Annotated in this window: 21 protein-coding genes; 13 read left to right on the plus strand and 8 right to left on the minus strand. The window is 72.4% G+C overall.

The annotated features are described in order from the left end of the window. Positions 1-64: 64 nt before the first annotated feature. From RB614_RS12455 to RB614_RS12475, 5 genes are read right to left on the minus strand one after another with little or no spacing between them, the layout of a single operon-like run. Positions 65-760: an ABC transporter ATP-binding protein gene (locus RB614_RS12455; protein WP_308712609.1), complete on the minus strand. Its 696-nt coding sequence runs from the start codon at positions 758-760 to the stop codon at positions 65-67. Continuing rightward, on the minus strand, positions 757-1,953 hold the full coding sequence (locus RB614_RS12460) for an efflux RND transporter periplasmic adaptor subunit (protein ID WP_308712610.1): 1,197 nt from the start codon (positions 1,951-1,953) through the stop codon (positions 757-759). Before RB614_RS12460 ends, RB614_RS12455 begins: the two co-directional genes overlap by 4 nt. A gap of 41 nt (positions 1,954-1,994) precedes the next feature. Beyond that, positions 1,995-3,500 carry a sensor histidine kinase gene (locus tag RB614_RS12465; RefSeq protein ID WP_308712611.1) on the minus strand — a complete coding sequence of 502 codons (1,506 nt, stop codon included), beginning with the start codon at positions 3,498-3,500 and terminating at the stop codon, positions 1,995-1,997. Next, entirely contained in the window at positions 3,497-4,213 is a 717-nt protein-coding gene (locus RB614_RS12470; RefSeq protein ID WP_308712612.1) for a response regulator transcription factor, read from the minus strand. The genes RB614_RS12465 and RB614_RS12470 overlap by 4 nt, the downstream gene beginning before the upstream one ends. A 44-nt stretch (positions 4,214-4,257) precedes the next feature. Continuing rightward, positions 4,258-5,544: an efflux RND transporter periplasmic adaptor subunit gene (locus RB614_RS12475; protein WP_308712613.1), complete on the minus strand. Its 1,287-nt coding sequence runs from the start codon at positions 5,542-5,544 to the stop codon at positions 4,258-4,260. A gap of 182 nt (positions 5,545-5,726) precedes the next feature. Here RB614_RS12475 and RB614_RS12480 point away from each other — a divergent pair, with 182 nt between their 5' ends. After that, positions 5,727-6,278: a hypothetical protein gene (locus tag RB614_RS12480; protein WP_308712614.1), complete on the plus strand. Its 552-nt coding sequence runs from the start codon at positions 5,727-5,729 to the stop codon at positions 6,276-6,278. A 335-nt stretch (positions 6,279-6,613) separates the two neighbouring features. On the opposite strand, the gene RB614_RS12485 is transcribed toward RB614_RS12480, so the two are convergent. After that, positions 6,614-7,852 (minus strand): CynX/NimT family MFS transporter, encoded by a 1,239-nt coding sequence (locus RB614_RS12485; protein ID WP_428982988.1) that lies wholly within the window; start codon positions 7,850-7,852, stop codon positions 6,614-6,616. Between the two features lie 41 nt (positions 7,853-7,893). Between RB614_RS12485 and RB614_RS12490 the strand changes: the two genes are divergently transcribed. The 8 genes from RB614_RS12490 to RB614_RS12525 all read left to right on the plus strand — a co-directional run bounded on the left by RB614_RS12490 (position 7,894) and on the right by RB614_RS12525 (position 12,575). Then, a complete protein-coding gene (locus RB614_RS12490; RefSeq protein ID WP_308712615.1) occupies positions 7,894-8,571 on the plus strand; it encodes a FadR/GntR family transcriptional regulator in 678 nt (225 codons plus the stop codon). Between the two features lie 25 nt (positions 8,572-8,596). Beyond that, positions 8,597-9,040, plus strand: a complete 444-nt coding sequence (gene mscL, locus RB614_RS12495; protein ID WP_308712616.1) for a large conductance mechanosensitive channel protein MscL — start codon at positions 8,597-8,599, stop codon at positions 9,038-9,040. Positions 9,041-9,068: 28 nt separating this feature from the next. After that, positions 9,069-9,296 (plus strand): hypothetical protein, encoded by a 228-nt coding sequence (locus tag RB614_RS12500; protein ID WP_308712617.1) that lies wholly within the window; start codon positions 9,069-9,071, stop codon positions 9,294-9,296. 23 nt (positions 9,297-9,319) lie between these two features. After that, complete coding sequence (locus RB614_RS12505) at positions 9,320-9,679, plus strand: PadR family transcriptional regulator (RefSeq protein ID WP_308712618.1); 360 nt, start codon at positions 9,320-9,322, stop codon at positions 9,677-9,679. Then, positions 9,676-10,503 carry an ATP-binding cassette domain-containing protein gene (locus tag RB614_RS12510; RefSeq protein WP_308712619.1) on the plus strand — a complete coding sequence of 276 codons (828 nt, stop codon included), beginning with the start codon at positions 9,676-9,678 and terminating at the stop codon, positions 10,501-10,503. Before RB614_RS12505 ends, RB614_RS12510 begins: the two co-directional genes overlap by 4 nt. Beyond that, entirely contained in the window at positions 10,500-11,186 is a 687-nt protein-coding gene (locus RB614_RS12515; RefSeq protein ID WP_308712620.1) for a hypothetical protein, read from the plus strand. Before RB614_RS12510 ends, RB614_RS12515 begins: the two co-directional genes overlap by 4 nt. Before the next feature lie 106 nt (positions 11,187-11,292). Further along, on the plus strand, positions 11,293-11,931 hold the full coding sequence (locus RB614_RS12520) for a class I SAM-dependent methyltransferase (protein ID WP_308712621.1): 639 nt from the start codon (positions 11,293-11,295) through the stop codon (positions 11,929-11,931). A 185-nt stretch (positions 11,932-12,116) separates the two neighbouring features. Then, the gene (locus tag RB614_RS12525) at positions 12,117-12,575 is read left to right on the plus strand and encodes a hypothetical protein (RefSeq protein WP_308712622.1); all 459 of its coding nucleotides are present in this window, start codon (positions 12,117-12,119) and stop codon (positions 12,573-12,575) included. Positions 12,576-13,012: 437 nt separating this feature from the next. Here the strand turns inward: RB614_RS12525 and RB614_RS12530 are convergent, their stop codons facing one another. Further along, positions 13,013-14,644, minus strand: coding sequence for a sensor histidine kinase (locus RB614_RS12530; protein WP_308712623.1), 1,632 nt, complete (start codon positions 14,642-14,644; stop codon positions 13,013-13,015). Continuing rightward, on the minus strand, positions 14,641-15,327 hold the full coding sequence (locus tag RB614_RS12535; RefSeq protein WP_308712624.1) for a response regulator transcription factor: 687 nt from the start codon (positions 15,325-15,327) through the stop codon (positions 14,641-14,643). The genes RB614_RS12530 and RB614_RS12535 overlap by 4 nt, the downstream gene beginning before the upstream one ends. A gap of 102 nt (positions 15,328-15,429) precedes the next feature. Between RB614_RS12535 and RB614_RS12540 the strand changes: the two genes are divergently transcribed. The 4 genes from RB614_RS12540 (at position 15,430) to RB614_RS12555 (ending at position 18,036) form a co-directional block, all read left to right on the plus strand. Beyond that, on the plus strand, positions 15,430-15,576 hold the full coding sequence (locus RB614_RS12540) for a hypothetical protein (protein ID WP_308712625.1): 147 nt from the start codon (positions 15,430-15,432) through the stop codon (positions 15,574-15,576). Then, a complete protein-coding gene (locus tag RB614_RS12545; protein ID WP_308712626.1) occupies positions 15,566-16,318 on the plus strand; it encodes a DUF3152 domain-containing protein in 753 nt (250 codons plus the stop codon). The genes RB614_RS12540 and RB614_RS12545 overlap by 11 nt, the downstream gene beginning before the upstream one ends. Before the next feature lie 217 nt (positions 16,319-16,535). Beyond that, on the plus strand, positions 16,536-17,042 hold the full coding sequence (locus tag RB614_RS12550) for a hypothetical protein (RefSeq protein ID WP_308712627.1): 507 nt from the start codon (positions 16,536-16,538) through the stop codon (positions 17,040-17,042). Positions 17,043-17,415: 373 nt separating this feature from the next. Beyond that, the gene (locus RB614_RS12555) at positions 17,416-18,036 is read left to right on the plus strand and encodes a hypothetical protein (RefSeq protein WP_308712628.1); all 621 of its coding nucleotides are present in this window, start codon (positions 17,416-17,418) and stop codon (positions 18,034-18,036) included. Positions 18,037-18,476 lie beyond the last annotated feature (440 nt).

Raw genomic sequence — 18,476 nt, forward strand, 5'->3', positions numbered from 1 at the left:
CGCGGGGCCCCAGGTGCGCTGTGCCGGTCGCTCCATGTCACAGCGGGCCCGCCCGCGTGCTCGCTCATGTCAGCACCCGCTCCTGCTGGACGTCGGAGGCGATCTGGCCGTCGAAGAGCCGGATCAGGCGGCTGGCCCGCGCGGCCACGTCTACCTCGTGTGTGATGAGCAGGATCGTGCGGCCGGCGGCGTGCAGGTCGTCGAGGATGCCGAGAATGTCCTCCGTGGACCGGCTGTCGAGGTTGCCCGTGGGCTCGTCGGCGAGGAGCAGCGCGGGCTCGGTCACCAGGGCCCGGGCCACCGCGACCCGCTGCTGCTGGCCGCCGGAGAGCTGGTTGGGATCGTGGTCGGCCCGCTCGGCGAGCCCGACCATGTCGAGCGCGACCCGGGCCCGGCGCCGGCGCTCGGCCGACTTCACCCCCGCATACGCCAGGGGAAGCTCCACGTTGGCCAGTGCGCTCGTGCGCGGGATCAGGTTGAACGACTGGAAGACGAAGCCGATCCGCCGGTTGCGCACCAGGGCGAGCTGGCGATCGTTGAGCCGGCTGACGTCGACACCGTCGAGCAGATACCGCCCGGCGGAGGGGATGTCGAGGCACCCGAGGATGTTCATCAACGTGGACTTGCCGGAGCCGGACGAACCCATGATCGCGACATACTCACCGCGCTGGACGGTCAGCGAGACTCCGCGCAGGGCGTGCACGATGGCGGCGCCTTCGCCGTAGACCTTTGTGACACCGCGGACGTCGAGGACGGTCACCGGCCACCCCCGGGCCGTGCGCCGCCACCCTGTAGTCCACCACCGCCAGGGAACCCACCACCACCAGGGAAGCCGCCACCACCTGGGAGCGTGCCCTGGTTGGAAGACGTGGAGGGCATATTGATCACCACCTGCTCGCCGACCGTGAGACCCGACTTGATCTCGGTGGTGCTGTCACCCTCGAGCCCGATCTCCACCGCGCGGGCCACCTGCTGGCCGCCCTCCAGGACGGTCACGGTGTGGCGGGTGCCGACGCTGGTGAGGGCCGCCGAGTTGACGTAGACCACGTCGTCGGCCTGCCCGACGGTCACCGACACCTCGACGCTCTGCCCGGCGCGCACCCCGTCAGGGACCTGGTCGAGCGTGAACGTCACCCCATATGTCACGACGTTGTTTTCCGAGGTCGCGTTGGGATCGACGGCAGCGAGCCTGGCCGTGGCCTCGGTGCCGGGCAGCGCATTCCACGTGACGGTGCCGGCCTGCCCGCTCTTGAGCTTGGTGGCGTCGGCCTCGGCGACCGACGCCGAGACCTCCAGCCTGGTGAGATCCTCGATCTGGATGAAGCCCGAGGAGTCGGAGCCCGAGCTGCCACCGCTGCTCCCGCCACCACTCGACCCGTTGCTGCCACTCGACCCGTTGCTGCCCGAGGCCGAGCTGCCGACCGTGCCGTTGACCGCGGTCACCGTGCCGGCCATCGGCGCCTTGAGCGTCGTGCCCGCGACGGCGTCTTCGGCCTCCGAGACGTCGATCTCGGCCTGGTCGACCTCGGCCTGCGCGTCTGACGTATCGCTGTCGGCCTCTTCCGCGCGGTCGAGCGCGGCCTGCGCGGCGTCGAGAGTGGCCTCGGCGGCGTCGAGCTGCCGCTGCGCCGCTCGGTCGTCCACTATGGCCAGCACCTGGCCCTTGGTCACCTTGTCACCAACCTGCACGCGGATCTCGGTGACCGTGCCGGAGGTCTCGAACGAGGCGCTCGCCGTCGATGCGCTCCGCACGGTGCCGGACGCGGAGACCGTGGCGGTGACCGTGCCCTGGGCGACCGGGACGGTGCGGCTGCCGCCGGTGCCCGACTCGGCGGCCTCGGCCGTGGCAAACGACGCATACGCCCACGTGGCGGCGCCGGCGACGGCCAGCGCGAGCACAACGTTGACGAGCAGGGCCGGGGACAGGCCCAACCTCGGGAGTGAGCGGCGCATGCGCGAAAGCTTGGAGGAGGCGGCTCGGAGCCAGCCCCGTGCTACCTCAAAGCTGACTGGGAACCCGTCGGCAGCAGCACCCGGAACGCGGATCCCTGCCCCGGCTCCGTCTCCAGCTCCACCCGGCCGCCGTGGCTGCTCACGATCGCCGCCACGATCGACAGGCCCAGCCCGGAACCGCCGTTGCGCCGGGCGCGGCTCGGATCGGCCCGGTAGAGCCGCTCGAAGATGCGCCCCGCGTGCTCGGCCGGCACACCCGGCCCGTTGTCGGCCACCTCCAGCACCGCGATCGGCACCCGCCGGGGCAGGTCGTCACCGACGGCGGCGGACGTCGAGCGATGCGGCCGGTATCCGCCCAGCCGCCCCACCCGCACGGTGATGTCGGCCTGCGGCGGCGTGTGCTGGAGCGCGTTGGCGACGAGGTTCGTGGCGACCTGGCGGAGGCGGTGCTCGTCGCCGAGCACGGTCACCGGCTCGAACCCGCACTGATCACCGCCGAAGCTGGCGAGCCGCACCGGCCGGTCGGGCCGCCGGGCGTACGCGTCGCGGATCGTGTCGGCGGCGATCGCGAGCAGGTCGACCGGCCGCCGCTGCGGCTCGCGCTGGCGATCCAGCCGGGCAAGCAGGAGCAGGTCTTCGACCAGCAAGCCCATCCGGGCGGCCTCCGCCTCGATGCGGGACATCGTCTCGTCCAGCAGCGGGCCAGACGGGGCGCCGCCGCGACGGTACAGCTCGGCGAAGCCGCGGATCGACGTGAGCGGGGTGCGCAGCTCGTGCGACGCGTCCGCCACGAACTGCCGGATCCGCTGCTCGGAAGCCGTCCGGGCGGCGACCTCCGACTCGATCCGGTCGAGCATCGAGTTGAGCGCGATGCCCAGCCGGCCCGACTCGGTGTGCGGGTCGGCGTCGTCGACCCGGCGGGTCAGGTCGCCTGCGGTGATCTCGGTCGAGGTGGTCTCCATGCGGGTGAGCGGGCGCAGGCCGATCCGCACCACCGACGCCGCGACCAGCCCGAGCAGGAGCAGCACGACGAACATCACGACCAAGTCGATCGCCAGCAGCAGATCGGCGGTGGCCTCGACCTGCCGCAGCGAGATGGCCGCGACCGCCACACCCCCGTCCGGGCGCTCGACCACCACCACCCTCCAGTAGTCTTCGCCGTCGACGGAATCCACCGTGTACGGCTCGCCACCGGACCGATCGAGCAGATCTTCGAACGAACCCACCTCGGGCGGCGACACCTCGACCGCGTCGTTCGGCGTGGGCTGCCACTGGTTGCCCTGCGCGTCGAAGACCAGCATCGTCCGGTACAGGTCGAACCTGCCGCGCGGGAACCCGTCGTTGGTGCGCCCCCAGGCCGGCGGCCGGGGATCAGCCGCGACGTGGCTCATCCCGGTGAGCTGGTTGTCGATCTGGTCGGTCAGGTATTGCTTCAGGAGCAGGATGCCGGCCGCGTTGGACACGACGAGGGCGACCGCGGTCAGCGCGGCCACCACCACGACGAGGCGGGACCGGAGCGTCCAGTGCCGCCACTTGGGCAGCCTCATTCGTCCGGGGCCCGGGGCAGGCGCAGCGCGTAACCCACGCCGCGCACGGTGTGGATCAGTGGCGGCTCCCAGCAGTCGATCTTTTTGCGCAGGTAGTACACGTACGACTCGACGATCCGGCCGTCGCCGCCGAAGTCGTAGCTCCACACCCGGTCGAGGATCTGTGCCTTGCTCACCACGCGCCCGGCGTTGACCAGCAGGTAGCGAAGCAGGTTGAACTCGGTCGGCGACAGGTCGACCAGCCGCCCGCCGCGGCGCACCTCGTGCGCGTCCTCGTCGAGCTCCAGGTCGGCGTAGCGCAGGACGCCGGCGTCACCTTCGCCATCCGGCTCGATGCGGCTGCGGCGCAGGATCGCCCGGATGCGGAGCACGACCTCTTCCAGGCTGAACGGCTTGGTCACGTAGTCGTCGGCGCCGACGGTCAGCCCGGAGATGCGGTCTTCGACCGCGTCGCGCGCGGTCAGGAACAGCACCGGAACGCCCGGACCCGAGCCAGCCCGCAGCCGCTGCGCCACCTGGAACCCGTCGAGGTCAGGCAGCATCACGTCGAGCACCACGAGGTCGGGCTCGAACTCCACGGCCGTCGCCAACGCCTCGTGCCCGCCGCTCGCCACGCGCACCTCGAAGTCGATGAGCCGCAGCGTCGCTGAGAGCAGGGCACAGATATTAGGCTCGTCGTCCACGACGAGCACCCGGGTCAGACGGCCAGCCACGTCACCCTTCTACGGGAACTGCCTCAGAGTTCGCTGGGAACTTCCTAGGCACCAGCTATGACGATCTCATCGCCCTCGATGAGTCCACTCTTGATCTCGGTGAACTGGTCGCCGCGCAGGCCGACCTCCACCGTGCGGGTCTCGTCGCCGGCCGCTGTCCGGACCACGACCGTCCCCTCGGCCCGCACCGCTGTCGAAGGCACCCGCAGCACGCCGGTGACCTCGCTCGTCTTGACCCGGACGCCCGCGCTCTGGCCGACGAGAAGCTCCGCCGGCACCTCCTCGAACGCGAGCACCGCGCCGTATCGCACCATGTTGCCATCGGCGGTGCCCACCGGGCTGACCCGCACGACCCGGGCGGCGAACTCCTCGCCCGGCCGGTTGGCCAGCGTCACGGTCGCGCTCAGGCCCACCTCGAGGTGACCGGCGTCGGCCTCGGGGAAGTCGGCCGCCACCTGCATGCCGGCCACGTCGGCCAGCGAGACGAACGTGCTCCCCGCGCTCACGTCGGCACCCACGGCGCCGGCCACCGAGAGCACCTTGCCGGCGATGGGCGCCGTGATCTTTGTCCCGGCCAGCTGGTCCTGCGCCTCCGCGAGAGCGAGCTCGGCGCTCGTCACCCGCTGCTGGGCGGTGAAGACCGGGTCGCCGCCCCGGGCCGCGCCGGGGCACGCGGAACTCGTCCCACCACCCGGCGCCTGGCCGCCGCCCGGCGCCGACCCGCCGCTCGGGCTCGACGGTGCCCCGGAGCGCGACGGCTGGGTGGACGGTGGCTGGGCGGTGCGGGACGGCGACGGGGACGCGGAGGGCTGGGCGCTCGGCGAAGGGGACGGCGTCGGGGTGGGCGCGGGTGTCGTGCCTCCGCTCGCCAGTAGCGCGACCGGCGCGGCCTGGACGGTGACGGTGCCGGAGACGGCGCAGGTGCTCGCCCCACCGTCGGCCGCCGCCTCCGCCTCGTCGAGCGCCTGCTCGGCCTCGTCGAGCGCGTCCTGGGCGTCGTCGACCCGCTCCTGCGCGTCGGTGGCGTCGATCTCGGCGAGCACCTGACCGGTCCGCACCTGGTCGCCGGCGCGCACGCTGACCGACGTCACGGTGCCGGCGGCGGCGAAGCCGAGCGTCCGCGTCTGCGCGGGCTCCAGCGAGCCGGTCGTCGCGACCGCCGTGGAGACGTCACCCCGGTCGACCCGTGCCGTGCTGGTCTGCGCGGAGGGCGCCGGCTCGCCGGCGGTCAACGCATACGCACCCGCGGAGGTGAGCACGACGACCAGCACGACGAGGCCGCCCACGACAAGCCGGGTGCGGCCACGCCATCTCTTCCGGCGAACGCCCATGAACCGCGAGTCTCGGTGGCTCACCTCGCAGGCGGCTGAGCCGTACCTCGGAGTTTGCTCAGAGTCGATTTGAAGGGTTCTTCGAGCTTCGCCTGACGCGACGTGGAGGTAGCGGCGGTTCCATAAGCCGGCGTGCCGCGGAGTCCCCCAAGCCCCGCGGCACGACCAAGGATGGAGGACCTGTGTCTCTGCGCACGCGTTGGACCCTCGCGCTGGCGGCCGGATCGGCGGCGCTGCTCCTCGCCGCCGCGTGCGGTTCGGACAGCGGTTCCGGTGACTCCGGCGAGGGCGCGGACGGCGCACCGGGCGCCTCGGCATACCTGGAGTGCCTTCGCGACCAGGGCATCGACATCGCCGACACGATGCCGTCCGGACGCCCGAGCGGCTTCCCGTCGGGGCGCCCGACCGCGTTTCCGTCCGGCCGCCCCACCGCTTTCCCGTCCGGCCGCCCATCGGGTGAGCCGGGCGGACGGATGGGCGGCTTCCGGCCGGAGGGCGTCGACGACGCGACCTGGCAGAAGGCGCAGGAGGCGTGCGCGTCGCTGCGGCCGAGCGGCGGACCGGGCGCCGGACCGGGTGGCGGGGGCAACCGCGAGGCCGGCGCCGCCTATCGCAATTGCCTGGCCGACCGCGGCGTCGACCTGGGCACCAACCCGAGCACCACCGACCCCAAGGTCAAGGAGGCCATAGAGGCGTGCGCCGTCCTCCGCCCGAGCGCCTCACCCACGCCCTGAGCTGACGCCACGGAGGCGCCCGTGCGACCCAGGACATCCTGCGCCAAGCGTCATAGCGGCGCCCGAGCGCCTCAGCCACGCCTTGAGACGAGAGCCACCCCTTGAGACGAGAGCCACGTCTTGAGACGAGAGCCACGTCTTGAGACGAGCGGGACCTTGGGAGGGCGGGCGCGCCCAGGCCCGGCCGCCTTAGCTCCCCGAGCCGGGGGCGGTCCAGAGCGAAAGGCGGCGGGGCGGGGCCAGAGCGACAAGCGGCCGGGGGCGGGCCAGAGCGACAAGCAGCCCGGGGCGGGCCGAAGCGGCAAGCAGCCGAAGGCGGGCCGGAGCGACGAGCGTCAGTCCTCGACGAAGCGGGGGCGGGCGACCGCCAGGCCGGCCACGGTCTGGACCAGCGCCGCGGCGATGAGGAAGCCGATCGGCAGGTCCCAGCCGCCGGTGACCTCATAGAGCGTGCCGACCACGAGCGGGCCGAGCGCGGCGATCAGGTAGCCGAGGCTCTGGGTGAAGGCGGACAGCGCCACCGTCCCCTCCGCTGTCCTCGCCCGCAGCCCGATCGCCACCAGCGCGAGCGGAAACGCGCCCTGGCCTATCGCGAGCAGCACCACCCAGGCGGCGGCACCGCCGTGCGGGGCGAGAGCGAGGCCGACGTACGAGGCGATCATCATGGCGGACAGCGCCAGCACCAGCGGCCGGAGGTTGCGCAGCCGCACCGCGAGCGCGGGCATCACGAGCGCCACCGGGATGCCGACCGCGGTCACGCCGGCGAGCAGCAGGCCGGCCGCCTGGGGGCGGTAGCCGGAGTCGCGAAAGAGCTGGGCCAGCCAGCCCATCGTGGCGTACCCGCTGAGCGCCTGCGTCCCGAAGTAGATGCCCATCGCCCAGCCCACCCGGGTACGGGCGGGGCGCACCCGGCCAGCCAGCGGCGGGACGGCCGGGTGGGCGGAGGTCCGGCGGAGGACGGCGGGCAGCCAGGGAAGTACGGCGATCACGGCCAGCACGGACCAGGCGCCGAGCCCGGCCCGCCAGGAGCCGAAGGCGTCGGCGATCGGCACGGCGGAGGCGGCGGCCACCGACGCACCGGCGGTCAGCGAGACCGTGTACGCCCCGGTGATCAGCCCGGTGCGCTGCGGGAAGTGCTGCCGGACCAGCAGCGGGAGCAGGATGTTGGCGACCGCGATGCCGGCCAGGGCCACCGCGCTCGTGGCGATGAAGACGGCCGTGGAGCCGGTGGCGACCCGCACCACCTCGCCCGCGAGCAGCGCGACCATCGCGGCGACCACGACGCGGCCGGGCGAAAAGCGGCGGACCAGCCACGGCGCCACCGCTCCGAAGGCGGCGAACGCGATCGTCGGCATCGTCGTCACCACGCCGGCCATCGCGCCGGACAGGTGCAGGCCGGTGCGCACCTCCTCCAGGAGGGCGCCGAGGCTCGTGATGGCGATGCGCAGGTTGAGTGCGACGAGCAGGATGCCGGCGAGGACGAGGGCGGTGCCCCGGGTGCGGGCGGACGAAGCGGTGTCGGCGGCGGAAACAGGAGCGGTCAGTGTCGATGCTGGCGGAGCCACGCCCACCATCCTAAAATCATGGGATGATTTATGGTCGGGTGTTGTAACCGATGCCACTCGCCACAGCTCAAGAGGTGGGAGCGGCCCGCCGGCCCACGCTGGTGCGCCAGGTGATCGACTCGCTCCGCGAGCAGGTCGCCAGCGGCGAGTGGCCGGTGGGCAGCCGCATCCCGACCGAGCCGCAGTTGGTCGAGGCGCTCGGCGTCGGGCGCAATACGGTCCGCGAGGCGGTGCGCGCGCTGGTGCACGCGGGAGTGCTGGAGTGCCGGCAGGGCTCAGGCACCTACGTGGTCTCGGCCGACGAGATGACCGGTGCGGTGAGCCGCCGGCTGGCCGGTGCGCAGGCCGCCGAGGCGGTCGAGGTGCGCCGTGCGTTCGAGGTCGAGGCGGCCCGGCTAGCGGCGATGCGGCGTACCAGGGAAGACATGGCGGCGCTCGACGGCGCGCTCGCCGACCGCGAGGCCGCGTGGCGATCAGGCCGCGTCGATGATTTTGTCGAGGCCGACGCCGTGCTGCACACGGTGATCGTCGCGGCCGCACACAATGCGATGCTGGCCGAGCTCTACGCCTCCTTCGGGGCGGCGATGCTGCGCGCCTCGATCGCCACGGGCGTCGGTGACGAGTTGCGCCCCGAGGATCACGTCGACCACCACCGCCTGATCGACGCGATCCGGGCTGGAGATCCCGCGCGGGCGGCCGCCGAGGCCGGGGCATTTCTGGAGGTATGACGCCAAGACCACTACGGTGCTGGGCATGCTCAAGGGTTTCAAAGACTTCATCATGCGCGGCAACGTGGTCGACCTGGCGGTCGGCATCGTGATCGGCGCCGCGTTCACGGCGGTCGTGAATCAGCTGACCAAGTCGTTCCTCGAACCGTTCATCCAGCTACTCGGCGGCGGCCGGGAGCTTTCCGGCAAATGGACCATCCGCGACACCATCTTCGACTGGTCCGCATTCATCAACGCGGTCATCACCTTCCTGCTCACCGCCGCGGCGCTCTACTTCTTCATCGTCCTGCCGATGAACAGGCTCGCCGAGCGCCGCCGCCGCGGCGAGGAGCCCCCGCCGGCCGCCCCCAGCGAGGAGGTCAAGCTCCTCACCGAGATCCGCGACGCGCTCCTCGCCGGGCGCGTTCCCGAGCAGCAGCGCGGCGCCCTCGACAACCTCGTCAACAGAGATCGACCCGGCCAGCGATAGTCGAACATCTGTTCTATACAGTGCCCGGATGGAACAACGAAAGCACTGGTGGAACGGCAAATGGGGGCGGCTCGCGCGCCGGGATGTGTACCTGCGCGCCGACGCCGACCAGTGGTTCGTGGAGCAGCGCGCGGGCGGGGCCGAGGGAGTGTCCCGCTACTACGAGTACGACAGCGAGGACGAGGCGTACGAAGCCGTCCGCGCGCTCCTCAGTGGTCCGGACGAGTGGCGTTCACTAGATGGCAGCACTATCTAGATAGCTGTGCTACCTTCTCCGGCGTGGACGGCCCGGACGGAGTGGATCAGGACCGGCGGGGGCAGTGGCTGCGCGGCGTGCTCGACGTCTGCGTGCTCGCCCTGCTGGCCCGCCACGAGTCGTACGGGTACGAGCTCACCCAGGCACTCGACCGGGCGGGCCTCGGCCAGATCCAGGGCGGCACCCTCTACCCCGTCCTCCTGCGGCTACAGCGCACCGGCCTCGTCGCGGCGCACTGGCGCGACGGCGAGGGCGGCCCCGCGCGCAAGTACTACCGGCTCACCCCGTCCGGCGAGGAGGCGGTGCGGCGGCTGTCGAGGCAGTGGCGCGCGTTCGCCGGCCGGGTGGACGACCTGCTCTTGGAAGAGGTGACCAGTCCATGACGGACGAGAGGTGGCTGCACGCGCTCGGCCAGGAGCTCGCCCGGCACCGGCTCACGCCGGACCTGACCCACCACGTGGTCGCCGAGGCCGCCGCGCACCTGCGCGACAGCGGGCAGCCGGCCCTGCGGGCGTTCGGGACGCCGCAGGGATACGCGGCCGCCGTCGTGGAGAGCCTGGCCAGCCAGCACCGCCCACCCCGGCGCCCGCCGGGCCGCGTGCGGCTGCGGGCCAGCCAGATCACCAAGAGGTACGGGCGCCGCACCGTCCTGGGGCCCACCGACCTGACCGTCCGCGCGGGCGAGGTGGCCGCGATCGTGGGGGCGAATGGTTGCGGGAAAAGCACGTTCCTGCGCATCTGCGCCGGATTGCTGTCGCCCGACTCCGGCGAGGTGGTGGTCGACGGGGTGCTGGGCTACTGCCCACAGAACGGTGGCACCTACGACTTCCTGCTGCCCGAGGAGCACTTCGTACTCGTCGGTGCCGGCCGTGGCCTCGACCGCGCCCGCTCCCGGCGGCTGGGGCGCTCGGGCGCGGCCACCCTCCAGTGGGAGCCGGCCCGCGACACCCAGGCCCGCCACCTGTCCGGCGGCACCCGGCAAAAACTCAACCTCGTGATGGCCGCGCTCGGCGACCCGGACGTGCTGCTGCTCGACGAGCCCTACCAGGGCTTCGACCGCGGTGCCTACCTCGACTTCTGGCAGCACGTGTGGCGCTGGCGCGACGAAGGGCGGGCGATCGTCGTGGTCACCCACCTGCTCAACCAACTCGACCAGGTCGACCAGGTGCTCGACCTGACGCCCGGTACGCGGGAGGCCGCCGCATGAAGCTCCTGACCGTCGCCGAGATGGCGCTGCGCGAGCTGTCCCGCCGCCGCGGCGTACTCGTGCTGCTCCTGGCCCTGCCCCTGGTCTGCTATCTGGTCCGGCACGACCAGGTCGGCCAGTCGATCCGCTTCCTGCTGCTCGGGCTCGCCTGGGCGGTGAGCACCACGGCCCTCTTCGCCAGCGGCACGAGCCGCCACATCGAGCCGCGGCTGCGCCTGTCCGGATACCGCAGCCACCATCTCTACCTCGGCCGGCTGGTCGCGATGTGGCTGCTGGGGCTGGCCGTCTCCACGCCGTTCTTCGCGCTGATCGCCGTCGACCACGCCGGCGAGGTACGGCTCGGCGCGCTGGCCGCCGCGATGGTGCTGGCGGTGACGGTCGCCGCCCCGTTCGGCCTGCTGATCGGCGCGGTCGTCCCCCGCGAGCTGGAGGGCGCGCTGATCCTGCTGGTGACGATCAGCCTGCAGATGATGATCGATCCGGCCGACTCCCTCACCCGCCTGACGCCGTTCTGGTCCAGCCGCGAGATCGGCACGTACGCGATCGACTACACCGGCCCGGAGTACCTGGTCCGCGGCCTGACCCACGGCATCGTGGTAACCCTGCTGGCGACCGCGCTGGTGGCCGTCCTGTCCACGATCCGTTTGCGGACCAGACCCCATCTGCGGTACGCACCCCGTTAGGGAGCCCGCCTCCCGCCGCCGGTGATCGAAGCTCCCTTGAAGTCGCTAGAACGACTGGCGGGAGCTTTGATCACAGGCAGTCGCCCCGACCAGAGGAGGTGCCGCGGTGGCCGAGCACGATCGCCGCACTGATCGGCTGCGCCGGCGATGGGATCGGATGTCCGGGTCGTACGACGGCGGCATGACCCGCGCGGACCGGCGCTTGTTCGGCGACACCCGGCAGTGGGTGTGCGGCCAGGCCACCGGCGACGTGCTGGAGGTCGCGATCGGCACCGGCCTCAACCTGCCGCACTACCCGGCGGACGCGCGGCTGACCGGCGTCGAGTTCAGCCCCGGCATGCTCGCGCTCGCCCAGCGCCGCGCCGCCGCCCTCGGCCGCGCGGTCGACCTGCGGGAGGGCGACGCGCAGGCACTCGACCTGCCGGACGCCGCGTACGACACGGTGGTCTGCACGTTCTCCCTCTGCGCCATCCCCGACGACCGCAAGGCGCTGGCCGAGATGGACCGCGTCCTGCGCCCGGGCGGCCTGCTCCTGCTGGCCGACCACGTCGCGGCCGGCCCGTGGCCGCTGCGCGCGGCGCAGTGGCTGGCCGAGCTGGTGAGCGTGCCGCTGGCCGGCGAGTACTGGCGCCGCCGCCCGATCCGCCACGTCGAGGCGATGGGCTTCACCGTGGAACGCCACGACCGCTTCCGTATGGGCATCATCGAGCGCCTGGCGGCCAGGAAACCCAACATCACGGATTAACACTCACCGGCTGACTACCTGAAGCGTCGATGGCTGGGCGGCTTGGATACTCGGCGAGCTGATTCGCTACCTCGAACATCCTCGTTCCGGCGCCTTGGGGTTCAGTGACATGGGTCCGGCCTGGGTCAGCGTCCGCGACGGCGTGATGGCGGGTACGGTCCGCGGGAGACACGACTGTCGCGGAGGTGGCCGGCCGCTTCGACGCCCTGATGCGGTACGCCTGCCTGCGCCTCGGACGGCGGCTCGGTGCGGAGGTCACGCCCGCTCTCAGCCGGCGCGATGTGGCGGAGCCAACCCTGCGGACGCAAGCATTGGTCAGCCAATTGAGCACGACCGGCACGTTGACCGGGGGAATCAAGATCCCTGGCGCCGTTGGCGCCATGCAGGTAACCGCAGATCTTCGTGCGGCACGGGTCATTTGTCATGTGGATGTGGATGCGCCAAAGAGTGGAAAGCCGACCACGCGGGTCAACTGGCTGGTACGCCAACTGAAGGACGCACCGGAGACAACGCGCCTCGAGGCGTTCGTCATACACGGACGCGGCGACGGCACGGCCGGGCTCCTGCGCCAGGTTCGGGTGGACCCGAGCACTCTGATCAACGATCCGACCAAGGAGCCACTCCCGAAGACATCCAGCCCGTAGAGCCGGTGTCGCCCAGTCTCGTCTCCACGGCGATTTCGTCTCAGGACGGCGTGACCACCGATTCCCCGGCTGTTGAGCAGAGAAAGGCAGACGAAGAGCAACCGCCCGCCGAGCCGGTGCGTGTCGGAGCCGCCGCACAAAGCGAAGACAGCAGCCAATAGAGGGGTCGACGCGTTGCTCCGGACGTTGGCCGGGCGGTCCCGCACCACCCTGACCATGCCCCGTCTGTGCGTGCAGCTCCAGAGCCCCGCGCACACACGTCCCGGGTCCGGCGGCGACACGTAAAACCCGCGCGGACCCGGCAGCGAAGGCCGGGGAACTCGGCGAGCGCAAGCGAGCCGCCGGCCGTAGCGGTGCCCGCGGGAGCAAACGGTCCGCAGCCGCCGTGGACCGGGGCAAATCTGTCTGAAGAAGCGTTGTGACCCGACGCCAAAGCGCTAGGCGCGCAAGGCGGGGAGGGTGATGGTGAACGTCGTGCCCACGCCCAACTGGCTCGCGACCGTGATCGTGCCGCCGTGGTCGGTGACGATCTGGCGGGCGATCGACAGGCCGAGCCCGCTCCCGCCCGTACGCCGTCCGCGTGCCGAATCGGCCCGCCAGAAGCGGTCGAACACGTAAGGCAGTGACGCCGGCGCGATGCCGGTACCCGTGTCGGCCACGCGCACGACGACGGCCGGGCCGTCCACCGCGCTCGACAGTGTCACGCTCCCGCCCGCCGTCGTCGCGCGGAGGGCGTTGGTGACGAGGTTGCCCAGCACCTGCCGGAGGCGATCCGGGTCGGCGTACACCTGGGCCGGACCAGGCGTCGCGACCACCAGGCGCACGCCGGCGGACTCGGCGACCGCGTGGTGGGCGGCGCGGGTGGTTTCCAGCACCTCGGCCAGGTCGATGACCGTGCGGTGGTAGGCCAGCGTGCCCGCCTCGGCCAGCGCCAGGTCCTGCAGGTCGTTGACGATGCGCTGCTGGAGCACCGCCTCCTCGTGCAGCGACGCGAAGAGCTCGGAGCCCGGCTCGATCACGCCGTCCTTGAGCGCCTCCAGGTAGCCGCGGAGGTTGGCCAGCGGCGTACGCAGCTCGTGCGCCACGTCCGCGACCAGCCGGCGCTGCCGCTCCTCGCCGCGCTGGAGGGAGTCGGCCATGCGGTTGAACGAGCGGCCCAGTTCGGCCACCTCGTCGCTGCCCACCACCGCGACCCGGCTGGTGAGGTCGCCGCGCCCGAGCCGCCCGGCGGCCTCGGTGAGGCTGCCGATCGGGCGGAGCACGCGGCGGCTGAGCACGGCGGTGCCGGCCAGCGCCAGGAGCGCCACACCGGCCGCCGCGGCGAGGATCGGGCCAGGTGAGATGGGGGTCTGCGGCTCGCCGGCGAAGCCGAGCGTCACCCGCAGCGGCTCCGGGGCAACGTCGCTGATCAGGTCGGTGAACGCCTGCGAGAGGCAGAGCGTAAGCGGCCCGCCGGTGACCCCCGCCGCCTTGCAGGCGGAGATCCGCTGCTGCGTGAACTCCACCTCCTGCCGCGACTCCACCGCCAGTTCCTGGCACATGGCCACCTGGGCGGGGTCGCCGCCCCGGTCCTGAAACGTGGGCACGCCGAACGCGCCGTCGACCTTGAGGACCACGTGCCCGCGGCGGCTGAGGCAGGCCGCGAACCGCACACCCGTGCGGTAGTTGCTCACCGACCTGGTCGTGGCGGCGAACGGCTCCTGCACCTCGGAAAGAGCGATCTTGGGACGCGGGTCGACGAGGCTGACGGAGGTGCCGAGCTGCCGGGCCGTGACCCCCTGCAGCGTGTCGGTGTCGGAGATCACGATGCCCGACTCGGTCGCCACGTGGATCCGTTCCCCGGTGCTGAGGCCGAGGTCGTTGACGACGCCGGCGACGCCCTCCCAGGTGCCGTGCGTCTCCCCGTACTCGAGGATCTCGGTCGTGACCTGGTCGACCACCGCGCGGTCGGCGGTCTCCGAGTCGGTGATCTGCTGCGACGCCTGCCGGAGCACGATCCAGGCGGTAGCGCCCACGGCGGTGACGGCCACGAGCGTGACCAGCACCAGCACGCGGACGCGGAAGCTCACGACTCAGCCAGGCGGTAGCCGCGGCCGTAGACGGTCTGCACGTAGCGCGGTTCGGCGGCGTCTTCTTCGATCTTGCGGCGGAGGTTCATGACGTGCGCGTCGACCGTGCGCTCCAGGACATAGTGGTCGAAGCCGAACGCCCGGTCGATGATCTGCGCCCGGGTGAACGCCCGCCCCGGCTCGGCCGCCAGCACCTCCAGGATCCCGAACTCCTTCGCGGTCAGCACGATCGGCCGGCCGCCCACCCGTACCTCGAATCGTCCTGGATCGATCTCCAGATCGCCCACCTTGAGGATGGCCTGGTTACCCGCGGTGACCGCGCCCGCACGGCGCAGCAGCGCGCGGACGCGCGCGGCGAGCTCGCGCGGGCTGTACGGCTTGGTGATGTAGTCGTCCGCCCCCACGTCGAGGCCGAGGAGCATGTCGTCCTCGGTGGTACGGGCGGTGAGCAGGAGGATCGGCACCTCTGACTCGCTGCGCAGGATGCGGCACACGTCGAGGCCGTCCACCTGCGGCATCATGACGTCGAGCACGACGAGGTCGGGGCGGCGCGTGCGGGCCTGCTCCAGCGCGGTGCGCCCGTCGCCGACGACCAGCACGCTGTGGCCCTCCCGCTCCAGGTAGACCCGGATGAGGTTGGCCTGCTTGGGGTCGTCCTCCGCGACCAGTATTCGCGCGCTCATGGCACTCCATACTGCCTGGTACCACGATGAAGATGCTGTGAAGAACGGCAGGCAGACAGCTTCTTCAATGGTTCTTCACGGCCGCCTCCTTACGGTGCCCGCATGGGACGCGATCAGGAGGAACGCTGGCGACGCGCAGCCCGCCGCCGGATCCGCGAAACACTCGCGCTACGCCGGGCCGTCGCGGCGGTCGCGGTGCGCCGGGCCGTCCCGGCGGTCGCGGAGGAGGACCAGCGGCGTGCGGCGTAAGAACCGCGCGCTGGCCTACGTCGCAGTCAGCGCGGTCGCCGTCGTGGCCGGGCTGGCATTCGCCGCCGGCGGCTTCGCGATTCACCAAAAATCATCATCTGGTACGCCTTCCACCTGGTCCGGAGCCCCGACACTCCCACCCGCCACCACCGTCGAGCCGGCACCGGCGCCAAAGCCCACGACGGCTCCGCCGACGTTCCCCCAGCACGGCGAGGGTACGTTCCGCCGGGCGACCGGCTCGGCCAAGCGCGTCGGCAGCGGCACGGTGCTGCGCTACCGCGTCGAGGTCGAGCGGGGGCTGGAGCAGCAGCCGGGCGAGTTCGCGAAGTGGGTGGACCGCGTCCTCGCCGACCCGCGCGGGTGGACGGCCGGTGGGCAGTGGGCGTTCCAGCGGCCGGCGGGCGGCTCGGTGGACTTCGTCGTCAAGCTGGCCAGCCCCGACACCGTCGACCAGATCTGCGGCCAGTACGGCCTGGACACCGGCGGCGAGGTCTCCTGCCGCGGCCAGGAGAACGTCGTCATCAACGTGAAACGGTGGGTCCTGGCCATCCCGGCGTACCAGGGTGACGTCGACATGTACCGCCATCTTGTGGTCAACCACGAGGTGGGACACTTCCTCGGCCACAGCCATGTGACCTGCCCCGGCAAGGGACGGCCGGCTCCTGTCATGCAGCAGCAGATCTACGGCATGGGCGGCTGCGTACCCAACGGGTGGCCGTATCCCCGCGGGCGCAAGACATAGACGGCGAGACCCGGTGCGGAGGGGCGCAGGCGTCCGCGGGACGGGGCCTAGCCGGGCCGGCTGGTTGCGCCTATGCTGCGGAACCGTGTCTAGCGTCGGCGGGGGGCCGGGCGCGGGCCCGCGAGGGCTCGGCGCCCGTATTGTCGCTATCCCACTTAGATGGCTCGGCCTGAGCGCCGGCGCCACCGCACTCGCGGCGTCGGGCCTCTTCGGGGGCTTGGAGCACGCCGAAAAGCCCGCGCTGCCACCGGTCAAGGTCGACGAGGTCAGCAAAGGCGAGCCCTGGAACGTCACGGTCACCGGCGGCCGCCTGGTGGGTGACGGCCTCCCCGGCGTCCACCTGGACAACCCGGCCAACCGCTGGGTGGTGGTGCTCGCCACGATCGAGGTCACCGCGCCGGAGAGCCGCGATGACATGGACGAGATCATCGATGTCACCGGGGTAGAGGGCCTGGTCGACGACCCCAACCTGAAGGGCCTCGACCCCCAGTACGTGCTCAGCATGCGCGACGGTACGCCGGTCCGCTACCTGCAGCCGTCGATGCCGGAAAAGCTCGCCTTCTTCTGGGAGCAGGAGAGCACGGCCGCGGTACCCACCGAGATGACCGTGACCATCAACAAGAAGACCTACCGCGTGAGCACCCTCGACGGGCACAAGGCCTGGTTCGACCCGGAGCCCCGCGCCGAGCTCACCGTGCCCATCGAAGACAGGCGCGGCAAGTGACCACCCCACCAGAGCAACCCACCCACGACCAGCCGGCCAACGGCTGGCCCACCGCGCCAGCCCCACCCTCCCCGAGCGCGCCCGGCCCACCGGGTGGCGCCTGGTCTCCCGGTCCGGCCTCGCCGTCATCTGGCCCGGTCCCGCCGTTCTCTGGTGCGGTCCCGCCGGTCCCGTCTTCCGGTGCGGCCCCGTCATCTGGCCCGGTCCCGTCATCTTTTGGTGGGGTCCCGCCGGCCGGCGGGACCCCACCCGGCGCGCCGTCTCCAGCAGTCGGCTGGCCCAGCCCCGCGCCGCCACCCCCGCACGCCGCCTGGCCGCGCCCGGCGCAGCCTCCCGCCGCCGGCCGCCCCGGCGCCGCGCCACCACCTCCCGGGTGGCCGGGCTCCGCCCCACCTGCGCCCGCCGGCTGGTCCGGCTCTGCCCCACATTCGCCAGCCGCCCAGCCCGGACCTGCGGTGCCATCGCCACCCCCCGGTGGGTGGCCTGCCTCTGCGGCGCCCCCGCCACCCACTGGATGGCCCACTCCGGCCGCACCACCGCCGGCCGGACAGCCCACCTCCGCGGTGCCGCCGCCCACTGGGTGGCCCGCCCCGGCCGCGCCACCGCCGGCTGGATGGGCTGCCTCTGCGGCGCCGCCGCACGGCGGGCGGCCAGGTCCTGTCCACCCGCCTCCGTCCGCTGGTCCATCGGGACCGGTTGCGCCACCCGCGCCCGGATCGGCCGTGTCCCCGCCCGGCGGGTGGCCAAGCCCCGCCCCGCCGCATCCACCCACGGGACCGCCTGGTCACGCTCCACCCCCACCGCCCGCCGGATGGCCCGCCTCCCCGGCGCCGGTCCCGCCCGGTGGTTGGCCCGCTCCGGCCCCGCCCGGTGGTTGGCCCGCCTCGGCAGCGCCACCCTCGCCCGCTGGATGGCCCGCTCCGCCCTCGCCCGCACAGTCGGGCGGATGGCCCGCTACCGGTGGTCCGCCCTACGCTGGTCCACCTGCTCCTGATGGCCAGCCTGTCCCCAGCGGCCAGCCTTCCGACGGTGGCCAGCCTGTCCCCGGTGGTTCACCCGCATCCGCTGCCCGTCCTACACCCGGTGGCCTTCCCGCACCCGGTGGCCTTCCTGCCGGTGGCCTGCCGGCGTCGGCTGCTCCGGCCGCCGCCGGTGGTCCGATGGCGGCCGGTTGGCCCGGGCCGATCCCGCCGGGCAACCCGGTTCCACCGGCCGGCGCCTTCCCGCCCGGCACCTCCGCGCCCGGCACATTCCCGCCCGGTGCGGTGCCTCCGGGAGGCGCGTTTCCGCCAGGTGGGCTGCCGCCCACACCCGCCGGATCGGTTCCGCCCTCCGGCCAGTTCCCAGCGAGCAGCCCGGTTTCCCCCATGGGCTCGACCTCGCCTGCGAGCGCCGTCCCGCCTGGCACGGCCTCTCCGGGCGGTGCCCTCCCAC

The organism is Phytohabitans maris (assembly GCF_031085175.1).
Taxonomy (GTDB): Bacteria; Actinomycetota; Actinomycetes; order Mycobacteriales; family Micromonosporaceae; genus Phytohabitans; species Phytohabitans maris.

Bases quoted from the DNA above. Each gene is read 5' to 3' on its own strand.
- RB614_RS12460 (WP_308712610.1), bottom strand. From the start codon at position 1,953: ATGCGCCGCTCACTCCCGAGGTTGGGCCTGTCCCCGGCCCTGCTCGTC.
- RB614_RS12490 (WP_308712615.1), top strand. From the start codon at position 7,894: ATGCCACTCGCCACAGCTCAAGAGGTGGGAGCGGCCCGCCGGCCCACG.
- RB614_RS12515 (WP_308712620.1), top strand. From the start codon at position 10,500: ATGAAGCTCCTGACCGTCGCCGAGATGGCGCTGCGCGAGCTGTCCCGC.
- mscL (WP_308712616.1), top strand. From the start codon at position 8,597: ATGCTCAAGGGTTTCAAAGACTTCATCATGCGCGGCAACGTGGTCGAC.
- RB614_RS12475 (WP_308712613.1), bottom strand. From the start codon at position 5,544: ATGGGCGTTCGCCGGAAGAGATGGCGTGGCCGCACCCGGCTTGTCGTG.
- RB614_RS12535 (WP_308712624.1), bottom strand. From the start codon at position 15,327: ATGAGCGCGCGAATACTGGTCGCGGAGGACGACCCCAAGCAGGCCAAC.
- RB614_RS12485 (WP_428982988.1), bottom strand. From the start codon at position 7,852: ATGGTGGGCGTGGCTCCGCCAGCATCGACACTGACCGCTCCTGTTTCC.
- RB614_RS12540 (WP_308712625.1), top strand. From the start codon at position 15,430: ATGGGACGCGATCAGGAGGAACGCTGGCGACGCGCAGCCCGCCGCCGG.
- RB614_RS12465 (WP_308712611.1), bottom strand. From the start codon at position 3,500: ATGAGGCTGCCCAAGTGGCGGCACTGGACGCTCCGGTCCCGCCTCGTC.
- RB614_RS12510 (WP_308712619.1), top strand. From the start codon at position 9,676: ATGACGGACGAGAGGTGGCTGCACGCGCTCGGCCAGGAGCTCGCCCGG.
- RB614_RS12500 (WP_308712617.1), top strand. From the start codon at position 9,069: ATGGAACAACGAAAGCACTGGTGGAACGGCAAATGGGGGCGGCTCGCG.